This window comes from Acetobacterium carbinolicum, from assembly GCF_047456275.1.
Lineage (GTDB): Bacteria > Bacillota > Clostridia > Eubacteriales > Eubacteriaceae > Acetobacterium > Acetobacterium carbinolicum.
In genome coordinates this window covers 3,653,001-3,674,684 of the sequence record NZ_CP173357.1, presented here as the reverse complement: position 1 = coordinate 3,674,684, position 21,684 = coordinate 3,653,001, and the positions used below count along the sequence as shown (strand labels likewise).

Sequence of the window (21,684 nt, the reverse complement as noted above, 5' to 3'; positions counted from 1 at the left end):
GTTGATTAGCAATCGTTTTTCTTTTTTTCCTATAATGAGGAACTGATCATAAAACCAAGAATGGCTCCATAAATGGCAGTTCGATGAGGTTTGGCAGTAATGGGACAGGTGCCGCTTTGACAGCCTACCAGTTTGTAGTAGAGGAGTCCCAAAGCGCCGCCCACAAGGGTTCCGATTATCATTTTAATATACATCGCATGCTCCTAATTTTTTATTGATTCAATGCCGGAAAGTAAGGTGGCTTCATCAATGGCGCCACGATAGCCGCTGACAATTTTACCGTCGGGGCTAATAAATAAGGTGGTGGGGAGCGTTGAGACGCCATAGGCAATGCTGGCTTCCAATTCGGTATCAAAATAAATGGGGAAGTCAAAGCCCTGATCGGTGATGTACATAAGGCCCTTTTCTTTTGTTTCCCGCTGCCCGTCCACCTGATTGATCATCAGAAAGACCACTGCATCTTTTTGATTTTGATAGACCGTATTAAAGTGGGGCATCTCGCTTTTACAGGGTGGACACCAGGATGCCCAAAAATTGAGGACCACCGGTTTTCCGGCAAAATCAGACAGTTTAACCGGGTTGCCATCCTGATCAAACACCGTGAAATCAGGGGCCGCCTGGAGCTCATCGGCCTGAGAAGAGTTGGCGTTATTTGATACCGGATCTTGCGGATTGAAGGTTTTTGACAAGATCGTGTACCCCCAATAAACGATGATTAAAAAAGCGGTAAAGACGACAATGCCGATTATTGTTTTTGTTTGTTTAGTCATAATAATCTCCTTAAAAAGTTAAAAGCGACAGAAAATAGCCCAGTAAACCGGTGGCCATCAGTAGACCGATGAGAACCAGCAGTCCGCCGGAAAGACGATTGATGATCCGATAATGGCGTTTAACAAAATCAAAGGTCGATTTCAACTGCTCAATTAAAATGGCAGAAACCATAAAGGGAATACCAAGGCCGAGGGAAAAGGATAAAAGCATCAGAATTCCCTTTAAGGTATCACCACTGGAGGCCGCCATCATTAGGGCTGAGCCTAAAAAGGCACCCACGCAGGGTGTCCAACCGATCGAAAAGACGATGCCAAAAAGCAGCGCTGAAAAGAAACTTATCCGTGAATGATCCATGTTCATCTGACGGGTGGTGTTCAGAAAAGGGATATTCAGCACCTCCATAAAATTCAATCCAAAAAGGATGATGATGATACCACCCCCCACATTGACAACAGTTTGATGCTCAATTAGCACACTGCCAATACGACCGGCAAAGGCACCAAGCAAAACAAAAACTACCGTAAAGCCGAGGACAAAGCCTAAAGCATTAAAAATTGCGGTACGTTTATTATCGGACTGGCTTTGGCCGGCAAAATAGGATACATAAATCGGCAGCATGGGCAAAAGACAAGGGGATATAAAGGTGACGATCCCTTCAAGGAATGTGATAAAATAGTCCATACAGCCTCCTTTTCACAATGACACTTATTTTAGTACCAGGGCATTCATCGGACAATAGTCAACACACTTACCGCAACGAATGCATTTTTCCATATCGACTTTTGGGGCAGCAAAGCCTTCTTGAGATAGGGCATCAACAGGACAGACATGAACCGATGGGCAGGGGTGGTTTTGGGGACAGCGTTCCATCTTAACAATTAAATCAGCTTTAGGTGGTGCTGATTTGAACGTATTACTTGATTGATCAGGTGTTGTTATCATTTTATTTCCTCCAGATATAATTACATCTTGAACAAGTGAATCATCAAGATTTTATCATTCTATCAAAAAGGTGTGTTCATATCTGTGATTTAATCACAGATGAATAATTATTTGCTTAAAAAGGAACTTAAACGGTTGAAAATAAAAAACGCTAAATAAAAAAACAGTAGGTCCGGATGACCGTACTGTTTTTTTATATTAGGAATGAAAAGAAAAAGAGGAGATATTTATCTCTTGGGTATATCTTAGGCGGTGAACCTTTAGCCAAACTTTGAAAGAGGTTAAGTTTAAGTTAAATTAAGATTTTAGCAGGTTAGGGCGGAGGTGAATCACAGTTGACAAGAATCAGGCGATATGATAATCTGTAGCTAATTTAGAAATTGGGGAGCTTATGCATTTAGGCTGAGAGGAAGTAAATCGCTACTTCGACCCATGCACCTGATACGGATAATGCCGGCGTAGGGAGACCATCGAAATCGACTGTGCATTCGTGTACAGTTTTTTTTGTGTGCATTTCAGATACCAATCAAGCGATGGCTTAACCATCTAAACGATAAAACCGTAAAATATATTGTAGTAGAAAGAAGGAAGAGATGTTTAAAAAAATCTTAGAAAATGTTAGCAATTGTCCGCCGTTGGTTCATTGTATCACCAATTATGTAACGGTCAACGACTGTGCCAATAGTGTACTGGCTTGTGGCGGGGCACCGATTATGGCTGACGATATTAATGAGGTGGAAGAAATTATCTCCATTTGTAATGCTCTGGTCATCAATATCGGAACCCTTAATGAGCGAACCGTCGCGGCCATGATTATGGCCGGTAAAAAAGCCAATCGTCTCGGTCGGCCGGTGATTCTGGATCCCGTCGGTGCTGGTGCCTCTTCGCTACGGACGAACACGGTTTTTAAGCTGTTAAATGAGGTACAGTTTAGCGTCATCCGGGGCAATGTTTCGGAAATCAAGACCATCGACCAGGGCAGTGGCACGACCAAAGGGGTCGATGCTGATATCAGCGATGCGGTGAATAAAGACAATTTGGATCAGATGATCGCTTTTGCCAAAGCCCTGAGCGAGAAAACGGGTGCCATCATTGCCATTACTGGCGCCATCGACATTGTCGCGGATCATCAGAAGGCCCTGGTAATACGGAATGGACACCCGATGATGTCTCGGATTACCGGCACAGGCTGTATGCTCACAACGGTTATTGGCAGTTATTGCGGGGCCAATCCCGAGCAGTTGCTACTGGCCACCTCTGCTGCTGTTAGTTGTATGGGTTTGTGTGGGGAGCTGGCCTTTGAAAAGGTTCAGTCCCAGGAGGCCGGAACGGCATCCTTTCGAGCCTTCCTCATCGATGCGATGAGTTTGATGAATATCGAAACATTAAAAGGAGGGATGAAGCTTGAAACTCGATAAGCAGTCAATGCTACTTTATGCGGTGACTGACCGCAGTTGGCTGGGTGACAAAACCCTGGCCGATCAGGTTGAAGAAACCTTAAAAGGTGGCGCTACCTTTATCCAGCTACGGGAAAAAAAGCTGGATTTTGATGCGTTTGTAAAAGAGGCCCGGGCGATTAAAAAATTAACCGATGCCTACAACATTCCTTTTGTCATTAATGATGCTGTCGATGTTGCTCTGGCAGTGGATGCTGACGGGGTTCATGTGGGTCAGGATGATAGCGATGCCGGGGCGCTAAGAGAGCAGCTTGGCGATAAAATCATCGGAGTTTCGGCAGATACGGTGGAACTGGCACGAAAAGCTGAAGCCGACGGTGCCGATTATATCGGGGTGGGAGCGATCTATTCCACAGCCACAAAAACCGATGCCGAAGTGGTGGCTTTTGAAACTATCGCCGCAATCTGCAAGGCGGTGACCATTCCGGTGGTTGCCATTGGTGGTCTGAACGAAACCAATATTCTTAGCTTAAAAGGAACCGGAGTGGATGGGGTCGCCCTGGTCTCGGCAATCTTTTCTAAAAAAGATATCATCAGTGCAACAAAAGCGCTGCGAAGCTTATCTGAAACCATGACAAAACCATGAAAAATGCACAGATGAATTTTTCGGGGATAATCTTTGATCTGGATGGGACGCTAATTGATTCGATGTCGGCTTGGGAAAATATCGGCAGCAGTTTTTTAAAAAAGCATGGAATTGATCCTCGCGAAGATTTAAATAAGGTCATAAAAACCATGAGCTTTGCCGAATCGGCCCGCTATTTTATCGCGGTTTACGGGGTGAAAATGACCGAAGAACAGGTGGGGGATGAAATCAATGGCATGATCCGGGAGAATTACGAAAAACATATCCGTTTAAAACCCTTTGTTAAGGAAACTTTGGATCAGTATTTAAACCAGGGTATAAAAATGGCAATCCTAACCGCTACCCACAAGTCCCTGACCGAATTGGTGTTGAGTCGATATGGTTTGCTTAGTCATTTTGAGTTTATCCTTACTTCTGGGATGGTTGGTTTGCCCAAAAGTCAGCCGGAGATTTATCACCAGGCGGCGAAACAACTGGCGTTGCCAAAACAGCAAATTGCGATTTTTGAAGATGCCTTATACTGCATCCAGGCCGCCAGAGCGTCTGGTTGTTATCTTGTTGGGGTTTATGATGAATCCTCGAAAAATGACTGGGATGAGATCAAAAACAGCTCGGATTGTACCATTATGAGTTTTAAGGAGTTGCTACGATGAAAAAAGTCTTATCGATAGCCGGGTCAGATTCCAGCGGTGGCGCAGGTATCCAGGCCGATATCAAAACCATGATCGCCCATGGCAGCTACGGCATGACCGTGATCACCGTCTTAACGGCGCAAAACACCACCGGGGTATACGGCATTGCGGCGGTTGAAAGCACCTTTGTAGAAAATCAGATCGATTGTATTTTTAGCGATATTTTTCCTGATGCGGTTAAGATCGGAATGGTCTATAGTGCAGAGATCATTAGAAGTATTGCTAACAAACTTAAACATTACCAGGCGAAAAACATTGTCTTGGATCCGGTGATGGTGGCCACCAGTGGCGGCAGACTGTTAAGCGACGATAGCATTGAAGCTTTAAAAACAGAATTGATGCCATTGGCCGATTTGATCACCCCCAATATCCCCGAGGCCGAATGTCTGTGTGGCTTTGGCATTTCTGCCAAAGCGGACATGGTCAGAGCAGCTAAAAAAATCGCCACAAGCTATGCCGGGAGTATTCTGATTAAGGGCGGGCATCTTTTTGAAAGTGCCGATGATTTTTTGCTGATTCAAGATAAAAAGGGTCATGAAGAAGTTTGGTTTCCGGGAGTAAAAATTGATAATCCCAATACCCATGGTACCGGTTGTACTCTTTCCTCGGCCATTGCCTGTAATCTTGCCATCGGGTACAAGATGGAATTGGCGGTAAAAAAAGCCAAGGATTATGTGTCCGGGGCATTGGCAGCCAATCTGGATCTGGGAAAGGGCAACGGGCCCCTGGATCATGGTTTTCAACTGACCTCGGGATGCAAATAAAGAGAAGTAAAGCCAATTGTCAGCCGGGTTTTTAAAACGTGTTGGGGCTGAACAATTGGCTTTTTTTAGGCTTTGGGCCATTCTTTTTGTAGTACTTTTTCAACAAAGATCTGGGCCAGCTTTTTATCAAATTGAAAACCGGAGTTGTTTTTGATTTCGGCAATGGCTTCTTCGGCAGTAAAAACCCGGCTGTACGGACGTTCGGCGGTCATCGTGCAGTAGGCATCGGCGATTGCAATAATCCGCCCTTGGATGGAGATCTCATCAGCCTTTAAGCCTTTGGGATAGCCTTGCCCATCCCAGCGTTCATGGTGTTCAAGTACAAACTTGGCAATTTCTGCCATCTCATTAACGGATCGAAGAATATGATAGCCAATTTCTGGATGGCGCTTTATTTCCGCCCATTCGGCATCGTTTAATTTTTCGGATTTATTTAAAATCGCAGTGTCAATGGCAATTTCGCCAATATCATGCCGCAAACCGGCCATCCCCAGTTGATTGATGGCTTCAGTTTCAAAACCCAGTTCTCGGCCCATCGCCTGGCAATAGTCACAGACTAATTGAGAATGAATCAATTCATGGTGGCTTCGTTCGTAAATGGAATTGACAATTAACTCAATGGTAGCTTTTTTAATACTGGGACTGATGGTAAGTTTATGCTGGTACATGGCATCTTCAGCTCGTTTGAAAACATCGTTCAGGTCATCGGTGGGGGTTTCTTTAATGGCAAATCCCATCGAAACAGACAAAATAGTGCGGTCAATTCGGACCTTGGAAATGGCAGCATTGAGACGCTTAATAATGTTTTCCACACTTTGCAGTTCAGTTTTGGAAAGTAAGATTACAAACTCATCCCCACCAACGCGGGAGGTTATTTCATCATGTCGGCACTCATTTTTCAATATTTCGGCAAATTCCTTTAAGATTTTGTCTCCCATCTGATGGCCGTAAGCATCATTAATCAACTTAAGCCCGTTAACATCAGCCATAATCAGGGCAATTGGAAGATTTCTGGGGCTATCCAGTCGGCGTAGCTCTTCTTCATAAAAGCGACGGTTGTAGAGTCCGGTTAATTGGTCGTGATAGCTTAGATAAAGAACCTTTGCCTCTGCCTGTTTTCTTTTGTCAATGTTGCGGCTGATTCCAACCAGTTCAATCTCACCATTTTTGTGGTAACGATATTTTGTCGAAACCTCAACCCAGATGAGACGTCCATTTTTACAAGGCTGCTGGATTTCAATCAGGTGAGTATGAGCGGTTTTGGGGTTGGCAATGAACGTTTTGACATTTCTTTGTAAGTTAGCTCTGACCCGTTGAAGGGACTCGGTCGTCATGGCGTCTTCCAGCTTTTCAGCCATGGCTTCTTCAGAGGTGAGTCCCCTTAACTGAAAAATGGCTGGACTCATGTAGGTGAACTTATTCTGGGTAAGATTAAAAAGCCAAATCACATCAGAGGTGAATTCAGTTAAAAAACGGTATTTTTCTTCACTTTGGATAAGGGCATTCTCAGCATTTTTGCGATCTGTGATATCATCGATAATACTGATAATATGAGGAGTGTCGTTCATTAAAAAAATTTTTGCAGAAACCGAACAAATTCGGATATCCCTGCTTTTGGTAACAAAATTAAGTTCAAAATCATCAACTGACTGGTTAGTTGTGATTGCTTCCAGGAGTTTGTCCCGATCTGCAGGTTTTTCATAAAGATTAAGCTCCAACAGACTTTTATTTTGAACTTCATCTTGACTAAATCCAGTAAAATTTATAAAACTGATGTTGAAATTCACGATTTTACCATCAGCAAGTGATGTAATCAGGCTGGCGTCAGGACTGAGGTTAAAGATTTGTTCAAACTGTTCTTTAGCGGACAAAACATCAGCGCCGAGGCGCTCATTAATCATCATGATAAAGGTAAAGCTCACAATCATGTTGATGATAAATACCCCGGTAAAAGAGAAAACCTGAAAAAACGTTGGTGTAAGGGCATTAACTATGGGAGGGGAAAACAAGGCATAAAAAGATCGTAAAATTGCAAATAGGCCAGTGGAAGCAAATAGAAAAAGAAGCAGTGGCGCTTGCCTTGGGAGGTGGGTGTTGCTTCCTTTTCGAAGTGTATTGGCAATCAAAAGAGCAATTAATCCAATTGAAAGGTAAACTGAAAAAATGCGAAGTGAAATGTTATCGAAAACAAACTGAAAATAGATCAGGGTTAAGAGACAAAAACCAAAAATAATGGGAGGAAGCCACTTGTTTTCCGGCAGATCTAAAAATTGAACCAGACCCTTGTATAGAAAAATAAGGGCCACCAGCAGCAGGGAATTACCGGCTACAACCGTAATCAGAGCATTGATGGTGTTGGCCTGAAACATCACAAAAAGAAATCCCAGCGCAAAAAGGGAACAGCTAACGCCAATGTGATCAACACCGGGGTATTTAGAAGACAAAAACAGTATAAAAACAGCTTGAAAAATACTGGATAGAACTAAAACTAGGGCAATTGTAGCAAGATCAATGTTCATGGCGGCCTCTCATAAGGTGATGTCAAAAGAGCATAGATAGTTTAGTAATAGACAAACAATCAGTCATGGTTATTATATCCTGATTTGAGAAAAAGAAACACAAATTATAAAAAGACTGATGAGAATAGTAAAATATGATAAGATTGGATTAGTAAAATCAAGAAGGAGGCTTGAAGATTTATGAAGCAAAACATATCAGTGGTATACGCAATCCTGGCAGCACTACTTTTTGGGATCAATGCACCTTTTTCTAAGATTTTACTTGAAGAAATTGATCCCTTATTTCTGGCAGCACTTTTGTATCTGGGCGCAGGAACGGGTATGACGCTGCTGACGGTGTTTAATAAAAAACGTCGAAACGCGTCAAAAGAAGCCAGACTCACTAAAAAAGAAATGCCCTCGATTATTCTGATGATTTTGTTGGATATCGCAGCGCCGATTTTCCTGTTGATGGGGATCAAGCTGACCAACTCCAGTACGGCGGCCCTTTTAGGAAATTTTGAGATCGCCGCAACGGCAGTGATAGCCATGATTTTCTTTAAAGAAGCCATTGGCAAACGGATGTGGATGGCCATCGTATTTATTTCTCTGGCCAGTGTTTTACTGACCATTAGCGATGTCACGGCGATAAATTTGTCGATTGGGGCGATTTTTGTGATGCTGTCTTGCATTTGCTGGGGCTTTGAGAACAATTGTACCCGGAATCTATCGATTAAAGATCCGGTTCAGGTGGTTGTCCTCAAAGGTTTCGGTTCCGGATTGGGGGCTTTACTCATCGCCTCTATCTGGGGCGAATTATCGGCTTCGCTGCTTTATATTATTCTGGCCATGACCTTAGGCTTTGTGGCCTATGGCTTAAGTATTTTTTTCTATGTGAAAGCCCAACGGGGACTGGGAGCGGCCCGAACCAGCGCCTATTATGCGGCAGCACCTTTTATGGGTGTCTTTATTTCCTGGCTGGTACTTAAAGAACCGATCACTTTTTCATTCCTAATTGCGTTAGTGATCATGGTTTTGGGAAGCTGGCTGGCGCTGTCGGAAAATCATGAACACCGCCATATTCATGATGAGGAGACCCATGATCACAGTCATAACCACGATGATGCGCATCATCTCCATAATAACCATCCGCCGGTTAGTGGCGAGCATTGCCATGAACATACCCACAATAGGACTGTTCACACCCATTGTCATCTGCCGGATGTTCACCATCGGCATCGGCATTAAGGATAGTAATAAAAATGATAGCGCTTTTTAGTTGACGAGAAGGTGATTTAGACAAAAAGAACTTAGTCAAGCTGTTTTACAGTAGTGGCTAAGTTCTTTTTTTACCGGTAAAAATAATAGTTGACAATTCGTAAAAACAGAGCTATACTGCAATTACTTTACCGGTTAAAATATTTGAACGGGTTTGGTGCAGATGATTGAGTTAAGCTGGTACGAATAAATGGACAAATAAGAAAAGGACAAAAGCATTGTCAGCTAGTCGATGTAAACGATATTTTTATGAGCGTTTATCGTGTGAATATGGATCAGAAAAATTAGCTGGAGCAATATATCGAAGAACGGTCAAATACAGACAAGATTAAAAAGGAGTAAGAAAATGATTATTATTGGTGAAAAAATTAATGGCGCAATTCCTTCAACGGGGAAGGCCATTGCAGAAAAAGATGCCGCATTTATCCGGAATCTGGCAATCAAACAGGCGGAAGCCGGAGCAGATTTTATTGACGTCTGTGCATCGGTGGATGATGACATTGAACTGGAAACGATGAAATGGCTGATTGATATTGTTCAGGATGCAACGGATGTTCCAATTGCTGTCGATAGTCCTAATGTTTATACCTGTATTGAATCAATGAAGTATTGTAACAAACCAGGATTGTTTAATTCTGTCTCATTAGAAGGTGATAAGGTCGACGTAGCCTTTAAAGTACTGGCAGATACCAAATGGGAGTGTGTAGCATTGTTAAATAGCGACAAAGGCATCCCTAAAACGGCCAAAGACCGTTTGGAGGTTTTCACCGACTTAATGGCAAAATGTCAGGAATACCGGATTGATCCATCCCGGATGCACATTGATCCCCTAATTGAAATGCTTTGTACCTCAGAAGATGGTATTGCCATGGTCACCGAAGTCATTCGGGAGATTAAAAAACAATACCCAACCATCCATGTGACCGGTGCAATTAGCAATATTTCATTTAACTTGCCAGCCCGACGGATTGCCAATCAGGCCTTTGCGGTTTTAGCCATGAGTGCCGGGATGGACAGTTTTATTCTGGATCCACTTAATAAAGATATGATGGGGATGTTGTTTGCCACCGAAGCAATGATGGGTGAAGATGAATATTGTATGGAGTATATTGGCGCTTTCCGAGAAGGTATTTTCGTTAAATAAGGGTGAAAAATTTTTAGACGGCCCTGCCTAAACGGGCTTTACAAGGGTAATAGTGGTTCGATTTTAATAAAGACTTACACGGCTAGGTTAACAAAAACCCGGAACGCACATAGGTTTTGGGTGAAAAAATAGTTTGAATCTAAGGAGAAATTAACATGTCAAAAATTGAAGATGTAAAAGTATTGGTAGAAACTGGTAAATCAAAGAAAGTTGCAGCAGCTGTACAGGAAGCCCTGGATGCCGGCGATAAAGCGCAGGACATTCTGGATGCAATGATTGCTTCTATGGGTGTGATTGGGGATAAGTTCTCATCCGGCGAAATCTTTGTTCCGGAAATGCTAATTGCTGCTAAAGCGATGTCCAAAGGTGTGGAAGTTTTAAAACCGGTGATGGCAGGAGATGGCTCCAGTTCACTAGGTACCTGTATCATGGGAACCGTTGCCGGAGACCTTCATGATATTGGTAAAAACCTGGTTGTGATGATGCTTGAAAGTGCCGGATTTGATATGATTGATCTGGGCGTTGACGTACCCGCAGATAAATTTGTAGAAGCTGTAAAAGAGAATGATAACGTTGTGCTAGTAGCGTGTTCAGGTCTTTTAACGACGACGATGCCGGCATTAAAAGAAGCGGTACAAACCGTGAAAGCGGCTTACCCGGAGATGAAGGTCATTGTCGGTGGAGCACCTGTTACTCAGGAATATGCCAATGAAATTGGCGCTGACGGTTACGCCCCGGATGCTGGTAGCTCGGCTGCAAAAGCGAAAGAATTAATCGGCGCGTAGACGCGAAAATACCCAAAAATAGCCTGCAAATAGAAAAGGAGAAATAATGCTGACAATTAAAGAAAACTTACTCGAAACAATGAAGGGTGGCAACCCGGATCGTTTTGTCAAACAATATGAATTCATTGATCTGATCATGGAAGTACCGACTGGGGTTGAATTCAAATATGGTCAAACCTGGAAAGACCATTGGGGTATTACCTGGCAATGGCCGGAAGGTCAATTAGGAATGTTTCCAGTTCATCATGATGGCTTGGCGGTAATTCAGGATATTACCGAGTGGAAAGAGAATGTTAAAAAACCAGCCATTGCCACATCCGATGAAGCCTGGGCAGCGGCGCTTGCCCATGCCAATGCAGTTGATCGAAAAGAAAAATATGTCACCGCATTTTTCGCACCAGGTATCTTTGAAATGACTCACCATTTGATGGGCATGGAAAATGCCCTGATGGCTCTCTACGAAGAACCCGAAGCGATGCAGGAACTGATTGACTACTTAACCGAGTATGAGTTGGAATTTGCTGCAGTGATGATGGAAAAACTTAAGCCAGAAGCCATTTTACATCACGATGACTGGGGTAGTCAAATTTCATCCTTTATTTCGCCAGATATGTTTGAAGAATTCTTTGTACCATCATATAAAAAAATCTACCAGTTCTATAAAGACAATGGTGTCGAATTGATCATTCATCATAGTGACTCTTATGCTGCCAATTTAGTCCCTTACATGATTGAAGTGGGAATCGATATTTGGCAGGGCGTTATGAATACTAATAATATCCCTGAACTGATCAAAGCGTATGGCGAAAAGATCACCTTTATGGGTGGACTCCACAGCGGTACTGTGGATTATCCCGGTTGGGAAAAAGAAGTGGTTAAAAAACAGGTGGAAGAAACCTGCCGTGCCAATGGCACCAAATATTTTATTCCCTGCCAGACATCTGGTCTGCCAATTGAAAATTTCGAAGGTGTTATAGCTTATATCGATGAATGCATTGATGAAATGAGCAAGGAAATGTTTTAGAAACCAATTACAAAAACCTGTATTGCGATTAAAGCGATACAGGTTTTTTTATCGGCTTCTCTTAAATCTTCTGAGAATTTGAATAGCCGTTTGACGTTATTAAAAGCGTTAAAAAGTAGAAACGAATCCTATCAGAGTAAAAACGTAAAATTGATCGTATACTATGTTTTATCACCGCAAGAAGGGGTAAAACTAATGATAACGTACGATTTATTTTTTTATTTACAGAGAGGGTAAGATGAAAAAGCATGAAATCTCAATTGTCGACGACGAACCCATCAATCTGATGATCTTAAAAAAATTACTAAGTCCCTCTTTTCTTGTTCGGGCCTATAAATCAGGAGAAGAATTGCTTCGGGCGGTTAATAAAGACCTTAAACCGGATCTGGTTCTGATGGATATTATGATGCCAGGAATGGATGGTTATGAAACCTTGTCGGAACTACGCAAAGATCCGGAAAATTTGGGGATACCAGTCATCTATATTTCGTCACTGGATAGCCTGATTGATGAAGAGAAGGGGTTCCGGCTGGGGGCGGTTGACTATATTACCAAGCCCTTTCGGCCCGGGATTGTATTGGCTCGGGTCAATGCTCATCTGGAACTGAAACAGGCTCGGGATCGGCTTAAAAATCAGAATAAATGGCTGGAAGCAGAGGTCAAACGACGAATGGTAGAAAATCAGCTGATTCAGGATACGACCTTAAATGTTTTTGCTGAATTAGTTGAAACCCGGGATAATGACACCGCTAACCATGTTATGCGCACGCAACACTATGTGCGGATTATCGCTAAGCGATTGCAAAAAAACGAAAAATTCAAGAGTTACCTCCGTGACGATGTGATAGAACGTATTTCAAAAGCGGCACCGCTTCATGATATTGGGAAGATTGGGATTCCGGACGCCATCCTTTTAAAACCGGGAAAGCTTAACTTCGAGGAATTTGAAGTGATGAAAACCCATTGTAAAATCGGTGGAAATGCGATTCGTTTGGCAATCAATAAAACCTTGGCGGTCAACAAAACAGAGGCGGAACAGGGCGAAATTACAGCGCTATCATTTTTGGAGGAGGCCGAGAAAATTATGAATTACCACCATGAGCGCTGGGATGGAAAAGGCTACCCAGAAGAACTGTATGGGAATGAAATCCCTATTTCAGCACGAATTATGGCATTAGCTGATGTATTTGATGCCCTTACGACGGTACGGCCATATAAAAAAGCCTGGAGCATGGATTCGGTGGTCGACTATATTATCGAACAAAAAGGGATGCAGTTTGATCCAGATGTGGTGGAAGCTTTTGAAATAGAGATTGAGGCTTTCAGACAAGTCATGCATCAGGAGCCGGAATAAACATTAAAGAGCAGAAAGAGAAGGGGTTGTGAGTGATATGGCGGGTCAGGATAATTCAGGGTTGGTAAAACAGAATAAATTATTTGAAGCTTTTTTTGAAATGGTGCCGGATCTTTTGTTTTTAACGGATGCACAGGGGATAATTCTGGAATATCGGGCAAAAAAAGCCTCGGATCTTTACATCCCGCCGGAAGCATTTATAAACAAAAAAATCAATACTGTTTTGCCGGCGAATGTCAATGACTTATTTACCCATGCCATGCTAATGGCCAGAACGACAGGTCAAATGCAGACCTTTGAGTATGATTTGTCCAATTCCGATGGGAAGCATCACTTTGAATGTCGCTTAAGTTGGTTGGCTGAAAGTGAAAATTTTGTGGAAGTGATTCGGGATATATCCGAGCGCTATCAGATGGAGGAAGATCTTAAGAGTGCTCGAAAATTGTTAGAACAACGTTTAGTGGAACGTGAAGTCGAGCAAAAATTTATTGTTGACCAACTTTATCTTCATACCCAGCTGATTCGAGAAATCAGTCAGATGGAGTCGGGGATCAATGGTGATATTAATCGGTTTGCAAAAGAAATAACTGAGCTTTTGGGTAATCGCCTGGAAACGGATCGGGTTTCTATCTGGGAATATAAGAATGAAATGACAATGATGGAATGTCTGGACCTTTATGTAAAAAAAGAAAAAACCCACATCCGAAAAATGACGATGAACATGGTCGATCAGCCGCTGACATTTGAGCATCTCATCAAAAACAGATATATGATTGTTGATAAAGAATCGGCTGAACCGCAGGAAAAGGATTACTGGCAGGCTTATATGAAACCGTTAGGTGGAACCACTCTACTGGTTTGCAGTATTTTATGCAATGGTAGGTCGATTGGTTCGATTGGCTTTATGCATGTAAATAAAAACCATGCGTGGGGAAGTGATGAGATCACCTTTAGCTGTCATATTGCTGATCAAATCGGAACGGCCTTTTTAAACCAGGAACGCATTGAGATTACAAAGGCACTGCGCCAAAGTGAAGCTTTTTTAAATCGTGCGCAGGAGGTTTCAAAAACTGGACACTGGCATTTTGACATCAATGCGAACAATTTGACCTGGTCTAATGAAACCTATCGTATTTTTGGTGTCGATATGGGGAAGCCGCAAACCTATGAAACGTATATGGATCTTGTCTATCCAGAGGATCGTAATAAAATCGCTGAAACTTGGCAGGAAAAATCGGTGCAGGGTCGGTCGTTTACCATACTTCATCGAATTATTTCAGGGGCTGAAGTGCGCTGGGTGGAAGAACGATCAGAATTTGAGTTTGATTCTGATGGCGCGCCTGTCGCCAGTTGGGGAACCGTTGCTGATGTAACCGAGAAGATGAAATATCTGGAGGAATTGGAGAGTTACCAGAAGCATCTTGAGGAAATGGTTGTTTCTCGCACTACCGAGTTGGAAATGGCAAAACTTGAAGCAGAAGCTGCCAGTCAGGCAAAAAGTTCGTTTTTATCTAATATGAGTCATGAAATTCGAACGCCTATGAATGCAATCATCGGTCTGGCTCATCTAATTAAGCGTGATCCTCTAACCATGCGTCAGGAGGAACAGCTTGGTAAGTTGACTGAGGCAGCCAATCACTTGTTGCAGATCATAAATGATGTGCTGGATCTTTCGAAAATAGAGGCCGGAAAAATGCGAATGGATGCCCATGATTTTGAGCCCGACCGGGAAATCAACAGTGTGTGTAATATTTTGGGTGATCAAGTGGCTAAAAAAAATCTCAATTTACTGGTGGATGTTGATCATATTCCGACGGTTTTGCGGGGAGATTCGGTTCGCTTTGGGCAAATTTTGCTTAATCTAATGAGCAATGCAGTGAAATTTACCGAAACAGGGTGCATCAAGGTTGTGGCCCGGATTATGAAGCAGGAAAAAAAACAGATTCGACTGCGGTTTGAAGTGTGGGATACTGGGATTGGGATGTCAAAAGAACAGCTAAAAAACCTGTTCCAGGATTTTGTCCAGGCTGATGAATCAATGACCCGTCTGTATGGGGGAACTGGTCTGGGGTTGGCGATTAGCTATCGTTTGGTAAAATTTTTAGGTGGGGAAATTGGGGCTAAAAGTGAGCTGGGTCAGGGAAGTCAGTTCTGGTTTGAGTTGCCCTTTGAAATATCGACAGCGCTTCCTAAAAATAGAATCAGCATGAAATCCTCGAAGGAAATGCGGGTTCTGGTGATTGATGACATGCCAGAAGCCCGGGATCTGATGATCAGTATGCTGGCTGATTTTGGAATCCAGTGTGAGGCGGTCAGTTCGGGAAGTGAAGGATTAGCCACGGTGGTGCAAGCTGACCAGATGATGAACCCCTATCGGCTGGTATTGATGGATCTCAAAATGCCGGTTATGGATGGTATTGACACAGCACTGATGCTTCAATCGCTGGAACTGAAAACCAGGCCGACAGTTTATCTGATTACCGGCTATGGCAATCAGATATCCTATGAAGAAGCGCAGCGTGCCGGAATCAGCCGGATTCTGATCAAACCGATGACACCATCAACCCTTAATGATGCATTAATGGAACTGCTTGAAAATAATCGCGAATCAAAGATGCCATCATCGCTAAACGAGTTAGAGGATCATTTGAAAACTTACGAGCAGATGAGGATACTGATTGTTGAGGATAATCTGATTAATCAGGAAATTGTCGGGCAGCTTCTGGAACCTTTTAAACTTGTGATTGAGTTAGCCCAAAATGGCCAGGAAGCAATTGATAAAATTAGACAAGCTAAGTTTGATTTGATTTTGATGGATGTTCAGATGCCAGTAATGGATGGGTTGGAGGCGACGGCACGGATTAGAGCGATGCCGGGTTGGGAAACGGTACCTATTTTAGCGATGACGGCCAATGCTTTTGAAGAAGATCGGCGCCTTTGTATTGAGGCAGGGATGAACGACCATCTGGTAAAACCGGTGGAACCGGAGATTTTATACAAATGTTTGATCAAGTGGCTGCCGATAAAAAAAACTGGAGGTGAAAATGAAGCACCAGGAAATAGTGATAAAAATGAAACACCGAGAAAGAATTCCTTAGCAGAACGAGAGCAACAGAATCGGTTAGAAGTCCTTTGGCAGGTGGAAGGATTGAATGTGGAAGCTGGTCTTAAAATTCTTGGTGGTGATGCCGCCGTCTATTTGCGGTTGATCCGGCAGTTTGGTCAAAAATGTCAGACGGACGCAACAAATCTCCTGAAGCAGGTGTCTGAGCAGGATGACCAAAGCATTATGCAAACGGCTCATTCAATTAAGGGTGTGGCTGGAAATTTGGGTGCTGAAAAAATACAGGAGCAGGCGGCTGAATTGGAACAGACAATAAAGGCCCAGTCGTTAAACGATCAATCTGAGAAGTTAATTAATAACTTTGTCGCAGAATTAAGACATTTTGCGGATGCTTTGCCGAGAGAAAGAGTTTTCTCCGAAAACCAACAAAAAGACAAAGGAAACGATGCTCAAATTGATGCAATTAAGAACCGGTTGGCAGTTTTGCTTGAAAATAATGACACCGACGCTGATGATTTATTTGAGAAGCACAAAGACCTGTTGATTGTTAACTTAGGCGATGCGGGATTTGATCTGGAAAGACAGATTCATGAATTTGATTACCAGGATGCTCTGAAGACTTTGCGACAGGTTCAAAAGAAAAAATGACAATGCTAAATACCTGGGAAAGATTTGTGAAGTTGTTCACAAAGAATTAAAAGTTTAGAATGACAGATAAACATTTAAAGTGCTTAAGAGTCGTGGCGATTATGTTAGAAACCGGTTAAATTTGCAAATATTTCTTGATTTTCACAATTTTTTATAGTACAATTCGACTCGAATGACAGAAATAGATTTATGTCTATTTGGCGTATTCATAAGCAAAATTTATGGATACAGCAAAGAATTATTTTGACCATTTTTTTATCTGAATAACTCGGGGATAAAGAAATAAAATGCCATACGGACAGCTAGGTCAAATGCCGATTGGCAACTTTCGTTGCCTTATTGATTGAGTATTAGCTCAAATTTTATAAGTTGGTTACTTAAAACCGTGTGCGTTTTTGCACATCACACTTGTGAAACAATCAATAAGAGTAGTAAAAGTAAGTTCTTGCTATATAGACTCTAATTTCTGCGTTTTGGATCATTAAATAGACGGTGCGGTCATGCGCTCGTTTAATACAAATCAGTAGAAATAAACTCAAGTGGATGAACAGCAGATGCTGATGGATCACTTGGGTTTTTTGTTTTATTAAATCATTACAGCACAATTACAATGCAAAAAATGGAAACGGGGTGGATTATGGATAATAAATTAAAGTTGAATGGTTTTAACAATTTGACAAAATCGTTGAGTTTTAACATTTACGATGTATGCTATGCCAAGAGCGAGCGCGAACAACGGGACTATATTGCCTATATTGATGAGCAGTATAACTCGGACCGCTTAACTAAAATTTTATATCGTGTTACTGAGATGATTGGGGCTCGGGTGCTCAACGTATCCAAGCAGGATTATGATCCTCAGGGGGCGAGCGTTACCTTTTTAATTGCCGAAGAAACCTTTTTAAGAGAATATCGGGAAGCCTCCGTTGAACAGACCGATTTACAGGGCGATACGGTGGTGGCCCATCTGGATAAAAGCCATGTAACGGTCCATACTTATCCGGAATATCATCCGGACACTTCTATTGCTACCTTTCGGGTTGACATTGATGTGGCTACTTGTGGCGAAATTACGCCTCTGAGCACTCTGGATTTTCTGATTGGCAGTTTTGATTCGGACATTATTACCATGGATTATCGGGTCCGGGGATTTACCCGGGATGTCAGCGGAAAAAAACTCTTTATGGATCATAAGATCACCTCAATCCAGGATTATGTTGATGATAAAACACTAAAGGAATATGACGCCATTGATATTAACGTTTATCAATCCAATCTTTTTCATACTAAGATGATGTTAAAAGAAATCATCCTCCAAAATTATCTCTTCAATACGGATGCTTATGAGCTGCCGCCACGAACGCGGCTACAGATTACCGAAAACCTGCGTCGCGAAATGATCGAAATTTTCAGCGGTAGTAATGTATATTAATTGGAAAGGGATAAATACGTGCCAAAATTAAATCAGGAACGGATGCCGATTATGACGGCACTTAATGAGTTTAAGAGAAATCGGTTGGTGCCCTTTGATGTGCCCGGCCATAAACGGGGCAAGGGAAATCCCGAATTAACGGAGTTTTTAGGGGAACGTTGTATGACGCTTGATGTCAATTCGATGAAGCCGCTGGATAATCTTTGCCATCCGGTTTCGGTGATCAAAGAGGCTGAGGAACTGGCGGCGGATGCCTTTGGGGCCAAGCAGGCGTTTTTTATGGTCAATGGCACAACATCTGCCGTTCAGACGATGGTGCTGTCGGCCTGTAAAAAAGGGGAAAAGATTATTCTGCCCCGAAATGTCCACCGCAGCGTCATTAATGCGATGATCCTGGGTGGAGCTATCCCGGTTTATGTAAATCCCGAAACCAACCATGAAATCGGTATTTCATTGGGGATGACCCTTGTAGCGGTAGAAGAAGCGATCCGGGAGAACCCCGATGCCAAAGCGATCTTAGTCAACAATCCCACCTACTATGGGGTTTGTTCAAACCTGAAAGCGATCACCGAACTGGCTCACGCCGCCGGTATGCTGGTGCTGGCGGATGAGGCCCACGGTACCCATTTCTATTTTGGCGAAAATATGCCCATCAGTGGGATGGCAGCGGGAGCGGATATGGCATCGGTCAGTATGCATAAATCCGGTGGGTCGCTGACTCAAAGCTCCTTTTTACTCGTGGGTGAGGGCATGAACGCTGGTTATGTGCGCCAGATTATCAATCTGACCCAGACCACCAGCGGTTCCTATCTGCTGCTTTCCAGTCTCGATATTTCGCGCAAAAATCTGGCGGTGAATGGCAAACAAATTTTTGCCAAGGTAACCGAAATGGCCCAATATGCCCGGGATGAAATTAATCAGATCGGTGATTACTACGCTTACTCGAGTGAGTTGATTAACGGAGATACTGTTTATGACTTTGATGCCACCAAGCTGTCGATTAATACCCTTCATGTCGGTCTGGCTGGAATTGAAGTGTATAGTATTCTTCGTGATGAATACGACATTCAGGTGGAATTTGGCGATGTCGGCAATATTCTGGCCTATATTTCAGTGGGAGACAGTCGGCGGAATCTGGAACGTCTGGTTTCAGCTCTGGCCGAAATTCGTCGGATCTATAAAAAAGATAAGGCTGGGATGCTACAATATGAATACATTAACCCCGCGGTGGCTGTCGCCCCTCAGGAAGCCTTTTATGCCGATAAGGAAGCCTTATCGCTGGAAAAAAGCGGCGGTCGGATCTGTAGTGAATTTGTGATGGCTTATCCGCCGGGGATTCCGATTCTGGCACCCGGGGAAAGAATTACGACAGAAATTCTTGACGCCATTGAATACCTAAAAGATAAGGGCTGTTTTTTAACCGGTCCCGAAGATATGGAAATAAAAAATCTCAATGTGCTAAAGGAGGATTAAATGGAACTATGGTTTTCAGAAAAACATACCCCCAGCGTCAAATTTTCCATTCAGGTGGATCGTCAGCTTTACTGTGGACAAAGTGAATTTCAGCGGATTGATGTCTTTGACTCCAAAGAATTTGGCCGTTTTTTAACCCTGGACGGGTTTATGATGCTGACCGAAAAAGATGAATTTATCTATCATGAAATGATGGTGCACATTCCCATGGCGGTTCATCCCGCTCCGAAAAAGGTGTTGATTATCGGCGGCGGTGATGGTGGTGCCATCCGCGAGCTGGTGCGTTACCCTTCGGTTTTACACATTGATCTGGTCGAAATTGACGAGCTGGTGGTGGAAGTCTGCAAAAAGCATCTGCCCCAAACCGCCTGCTGCTTTGCCGATGAGCGGTTAACGGTCCATTATCAGGATGGTCTGAAATTTATTCGCCGTTGTGAAAATGAATATGACCTGATCATTGTCGATTCGACCGATCCCTTTGGTCCTGGCGAAGGCCTGTTTACCAAAGAGTTTTATGGTAATTGCTATAAGGCGCTAAAAGAAGACGGGATCATGGTCAATCAGCACGAAAGTGCATTTTATCTGGATGATGCGGTGGCGATGCAGCGGGCCCATAAGCGCATTGTCGAGTCCTTTCCGATCAGCCGGGTCTATCAGGCTCACATCCCCACCTATCCTTCAGGACACTGGCTGTTTGGCTTTGCCTCAAAAAAATACCATCCAATTGAGGACTTAAAGGCCGTGAAATGGAATGCCCTGGGTTTTAAAACCCGCTATTATAACACCCGGTTGCATGTGGGGGCCTTTGCTTTGCCAAACTATGTGGAGGAACTGTTAAAAGATGTTGAATAAAAATATTGAGACTTTTTTAGGTTGTGACAACGACTATGGGGAATCGGGCATTGTCGTTTTTGGCGCCCCCTTTGATTCCACCACATCCTTCCGTCCCGGTACCCGTTTTGCCAGCAAAACGATGCGGGGGGAATCCTACGGATTAGAAACCTACAGCCCCTATCAGGATAAGGATCTGGAAGATTTAGCCATTTTTGACGGCGGTGATCTGGAACTCTGTTTTGGTGATACCCAAAAGGCGCTGGCAGTGATTGAAAGTTATACCACCCGGGTATTAAGAGATGAAAAGACCCCAGTGATGATTGGCGGTGAGCATCTGGTGACCCTGGGAGCAGTTCGGGCAGTGGCCCGGAAATATCCGGATCTCCATGTGATCCATTTTGATGCCCATGCTGATCTGCGCGATGATTATCTGGGGGTGACCCTGTCCCATGCGACGGTGCTGCACCGGGTTTGGGATCTCATTGGCGATAACCGGATCTATCAATTCGGGATTCGCTCTGGCGAACGCAGTGAGTTCCAGTGGGGCAAAGATCACGTCACCACCCAGAAATTTAATTTTAATGGTCTGGCTGAAGTGGTCAAAAAACTACAGGGCAAGCCAGTCTATTTCACCCTCGATCTGGATATATTAGATCCGTCCGTTTTTCCAGGCACCGGTACCCCGGAGCCTGGCGGTGTCGGTTTTTTAGAGCTGCTTGAAGCGATCCAAAAAATCGGAGAACTGAATATTGTCGGTTGTGATATTGACGAGTTATCGCCGGTCTATGACCAGAGCGGTGCTTCCACTGCGGTGGCCTGCAAGGTGTTGCGGGAACTGTTGTTGGCGATGGCCTAAACAGTTGGAATGATCACCAATGACCAAAGCTCAGACGATTTCAGCACCATTAGGCTGTGTAATTAAAGAGTAGTAGGGGCGA

Annotated in this window: 19 protein-coding genes and 1 riboswitch; of the genes, 14 read left to right on the top strand and 5 right to left on the bottom strand. The window is 43.3% G+C overall.

Annotated features, from left to right (window positions below; translation table 11 throughout):
- Positions 1-29: 29 nt before the first annotated feature.
- From ACIZ62_RS17005 to ACIZ62_RS16990, 4 genes are read right to left on the bottom strand one after another with little or no spacing between them, the layout of a single operon-like run.
- Complete coding sequence (locus ACIZ62_RS17005; protein ID WP_111888810.1) at positions 30-194, bottom strand: DUF6132 family protein; 165 nt, start codon at positions 192-194, stop codon at positions 30-32.
- Positions 195-203: 9 nt separating this feature from the next.
- Positions 204-770, bottom strand: a complete 567-nt coding sequence (locus ACIZ62_RS17000; protein WP_414150721.1) for a TlpA family protein disulfide reductase — start codon at positions 768-770, stop codon at positions 204-206.
- Between the two features lie 10 nt (positions 771-780).
- Positions 781-1,452, bottom strand: coding sequence for a cytochrome c biogenesis CcdA family protein (locus ACIZ62_RS16995; protein WP_414150720.1), 672 nt, complete (start codon positions 1,450-1,452; stop codon positions 781-783).
- Between the two features lie 24 nt (positions 1,453-1,476).
- Entirely contained in the window at positions 1,477-1,713 is a 237-nt protein-coding gene (locus tag ACIZ62_RS16990) for a 4Fe-4S binding protein (RefSeq protein ID WP_414150719.1), read from the bottom strand.
- A gap of 371 nt (positions 1,714-2,084) precedes the next feature.
- A riboswitch (TPP riboswitch) is annotated at positions 2,085-2,196 on the top strand.
- Between the two features lie 110 nt (positions 2,197-2,306).
- On the opposite strand from ACIZ62_RS16990, the gene thiM reads away from it, so the two are divergent.
- Genes thiM through thiD form a run of 4 tightly spaced genes read left to right on the top strand, consistent with a single transcriptional unit; the run spans position 2,307 to position 5,212 of the window.
- Positions 2,307-3,131: a hydroxyethylthiazole kinase gene (gene thiM / locus ACIZ62_RS16985; protein ID WP_414150718.1), complete on the top strand. Its 825-nt coding sequence runs from the start codon at positions 2,307-2,309 to the stop codon at positions 3,129-3,131.
- Positions 3,118-3,756 (top strand): thiamine phosphate synthase, encoded by a 639-nt coding sequence (gene thiE, locus ACIZ62_RS16980; protein WP_414150717.1) that lies wholly within the window; start codon positions 3,118-3,120, stop codon positions 3,754-3,756. The genes thiM and thiE overlap by 14 nt, the downstream gene beginning before the upstream one ends.
- Positions 3,753-4,409, top strand: coding sequence for an HAD family hydrolase (locus ACIZ62_RS16975; protein WP_111888816.1), 657 nt, complete (start codon positions 3,753-3,755; stop codon positions 4,407-4,409). The genes thiE and ACIZ62_RS16975 overlap by 4 nt, the downstream gene beginning before the upstream one ends.
- Entirely contained in the window at positions 4,406-5,212 is an 807-nt protein-coding gene (gene thiD, locus ACIZ62_RS16970; RefSeq protein ID WP_414150716.1) for a bifunctional hydroxymethylpyrimidine kinase/phosphomethylpyrimidine kinase, read from the top strand. The genes ACIZ62_RS16975 and thiD overlap by 4 nt, the downstream gene beginning before the upstream one ends.
- A 65-nt stretch (positions 5,213-5,277) precedes the next feature.
- Here thiD and ACIZ62_RS16965 read toward each other — a convergent pair whose 3' ends face one another.
- On the bottom strand, positions 5,278-7,731 hold the full coding sequence (locus ACIZ62_RS16965) for an HD domain-containing phosphohydrolase (RefSeq protein ID WP_414150715.1): 2,454 nt from the start codon (positions 7,729-7,731) through the stop codon (positions 5,278-5,280).
- Positions 7,732-7,911: 180 nt separating this feature from the next.
- On the opposite strand from ACIZ62_RS16965, the gene ACIZ62_RS16960 reads away from it, so the two are divergent.
- From ACIZ62_RS16960 to speB, 10 genes are all read left to right on the top strand, one after another.
- On the top strand, positions 7,912-8,958 hold the full coding sequence (locus tag ACIZ62_RS16960; RefSeq protein WP_414150714.1) for an EamA family transporter: 1,047 nt from the start codon (positions 7,912-7,914) through the stop codon (positions 8,956-8,958).
- Between the two features lie 376 nt (positions 8,959-9,334).
- Positions 9,335-10,132 (top strand): methyltetrahydrofolate cobalamin methyltransferase, encoded by a 798-nt coding sequence (locus tag ACIZ62_RS16955; RefSeq protein ID WP_414150713.1) that lies wholly within the window; start codon positions 9,335-9,337, stop codon positions 10,130-10,132.
- A 155-nt stretch (positions 10,133-10,287) separates the two neighbouring features.
- On the top strand, positions 10,288-10,917 hold the full coding sequence (locus ACIZ62_RS16950) for a corrinoid protein (protein WP_111888821.1): 630 nt from the start codon (positions 10,288-10,290) through the stop codon (positions 10,915-10,917).
- A 46-nt stretch (positions 10,918-10,963) separates the two neighbouring features.
- The gene (locus tag ACIZ62_RS16945; RefSeq protein WP_111888822.1) at positions 10,964-11,941 is read left to right on the top strand and encodes a uroporphyrinogen decarboxylase family protein; all 978 of its coding nucleotides are present in this window, start codon (positions 10,964-10,966) and stop codon (positions 11,939-11,941) included.
- A 238-nt stretch (positions 11,942-12,179) separates the two neighbouring features.
- Positions 12,180-13,295: an HD-GYP domain-containing protein gene (locus tag ACIZ62_RS16940; RefSeq protein WP_111888823.1), complete on the top strand. Its 1,116-nt coding sequence runs from the start codon at positions 12,180-12,182 to the stop codon at positions 13,293-13,295.
- A 37-nt stretch (positions 13,296-13,332) separates the two neighbouring features.
- Positions 13,333-17,007 (top strand): response regulator, encoded by a 3,675-nt coding sequence (locus ACIZ62_RS16935; RefSeq protein ID WP_414151872.1) that lies wholly within the window; start codon positions 13,333-13,335, stop codon positions 17,005-17,007.
- Between the two features lie 637 nt (positions 17,008-17,644).
- Positions 17,645-18,439 (top strand): adenosylmethionine decarboxylase, encoded by a 795-nt coding sequence (gene speD, locus ACIZ62_RS16930; RefSeq protein WP_414150712.1) that lies wholly within the window; start codon positions 17,645-17,647, stop codon positions 18,437-18,439.
- A gap of 42 nt (positions 18,440-18,481) precedes the next feature.
- The gene (locus ACIZ62_RS16925) at positions 18,482-19,912 is read left to right on the top strand and encodes an aminotransferase class I/II-fold pyridoxal phosphate-dependent enzyme (protein ID WP_414151871.1); all 1,431 of its coding nucleotides are present in this window, start codon (positions 18,482-18,484) and stop codon (positions 19,910-19,912) included.
- Positions 19,913-20,764 carry a polyamine aminopropyltransferase gene (gene speE / locus ACIZ62_RS16920; RefSeq protein WP_414150711.1) on the top strand — a complete coding sequence of 284 codons (852 nt, stop codon included), beginning with the start codon at positions 19,913-19,915 and terminating at the stop codon, positions 20,762-20,764.
- Positions 20,754-21,602 (top strand): agmatinase, encoded by an 849-nt coding sequence (speB, locus tag ACIZ62_RS16915; protein WP_414150710.1) that lies wholly within the window; start codon positions 20,754-20,756, stop codon positions 21,600-21,602. The genes speE and speB overlap by 11 nt, the downstream gene beginning before the upstream one ends.
- Positions 21,603-21,684 lie beyond the last annotated feature (82 nt).

Bases quoted from the DNA above. Each gene is read 5' to 3' on its own strand.
- ACIZ62_RS17005 (WP_111888810.1), bottom strand. From the start codon at position 194: ATGTATATTAAAATGATAATCGGAACCCTTGTGGGCGGCGCTTTGGGA.
- ACIZ62_RS17000 (WP_414150721.1), bottom strand. From the start codon at position 770: ATGACTAAACAAACAAAAACAATAATCGGCATTGTCGTCTTTACCGCT.
- ACIZ62_RS16995 (WP_414150720.1), bottom strand. From the start codon at position 1,452: ATGGACTATTTTATCACATTCCTTGAAGGGATCGTCACCTTTATATCC.
- ACIZ62_RS16990 (WP_414150719.1), bottom strand. From the start codon at position 1,713: ATGATAACAACACCTGATCAATCAAGTAATACGTTCAAATCAGCACCA.
- thiM (WP_414150718.1), top strand. From the start codon at position 2,307: ATGTTTAAAAAAATCTTAGAAAATGTTAGCAATTGTCCGCCGTTGGTT.
- ACIZ62_RS16975 (WP_111888816.1), top strand. From the start codon at position 3,753: ATGAAAAATGCACAGATGAATTTTTCGGGGATAATCTTTGATCTGGAT.
- thiD (WP_414150716.1), top strand. From the start codon at position 4,406: ATGAAAAAAGTCTTATCGATAGCCGGGTCAGATTCCAGCGGTGGCGCA.
- ACIZ62_RS16965 (WP_414150715.1), bottom strand. From the start codon at position 7,731: ATGAACATTGATCTTGCTACAATTGCCCTAGTTTTAGTTCTATCCAGT.
- ACIZ62_RS16960 (WP_414150714.1), top strand. From the start codon at position 7,912: ATGAAGCAAAACATATCAGTGGTATACGCAATCCTGGCAGCACTACTT.
- ACIZ62_RS16955 (WP_414150713.1), top strand. From the start codon at position 9,335: ATGATTATTATTGGTGAAAAAATTAATGGCGCAATTCCTTCAACGGGG.
- ACIZ62_RS16950 (WP_111888821.1), top strand. From the start codon at position 10,288: ATGTCAAAAATTGAAGATGTAAAAGTATTGGTAGAAACTGGTAAATCA.
- ACIZ62_RS16945 (WP_111888822.1), top strand. From the start codon at position 10,964: ATGCTGACAATTAAAGAAAACTTACTCGAAACAATGAAGGGTGGCAAC.
- ACIZ62_RS16940 (WP_111888823.1), top strand. From the start codon at position 12,180: ATGAAAAAGCATGAAATCTCAATTGTCGACGACGAACCCATCAATCTG.
- ACIZ62_RS16935 (WP_414151872.1), top strand. From the start codon at position 13,333: ATGGCGGGTCAGGATAATTCAGGGTTGGTAAAACAGAATAAATTATTT.
- speD (WP_414150712.1), top strand. From the start codon at position 17,645: ATGGATAATAAATTAAAGTTGAATGGTTTTAACAATTTGACAAAATCG.
- ACIZ62_RS16925 (WP_414151871.1), top strand. From the start codon at position 18,482: ATGCCGATTATGACGGCACTTAATGAGTTTAAGAGAAATCGGTTGGTG.
- speE (WP_414150711.1), top strand. From the start codon at position 19,913: ATGGAACTATGGTTTTCAGAAAAACATACCCCCAGCGTCAAATTTTCC.
- speB (WP_414150710.1), top strand. From the start codon at position 20,754: ATGTTGAATAAAAATATTGAGACTTTTTTAGGTTGTGACAACGACTAT.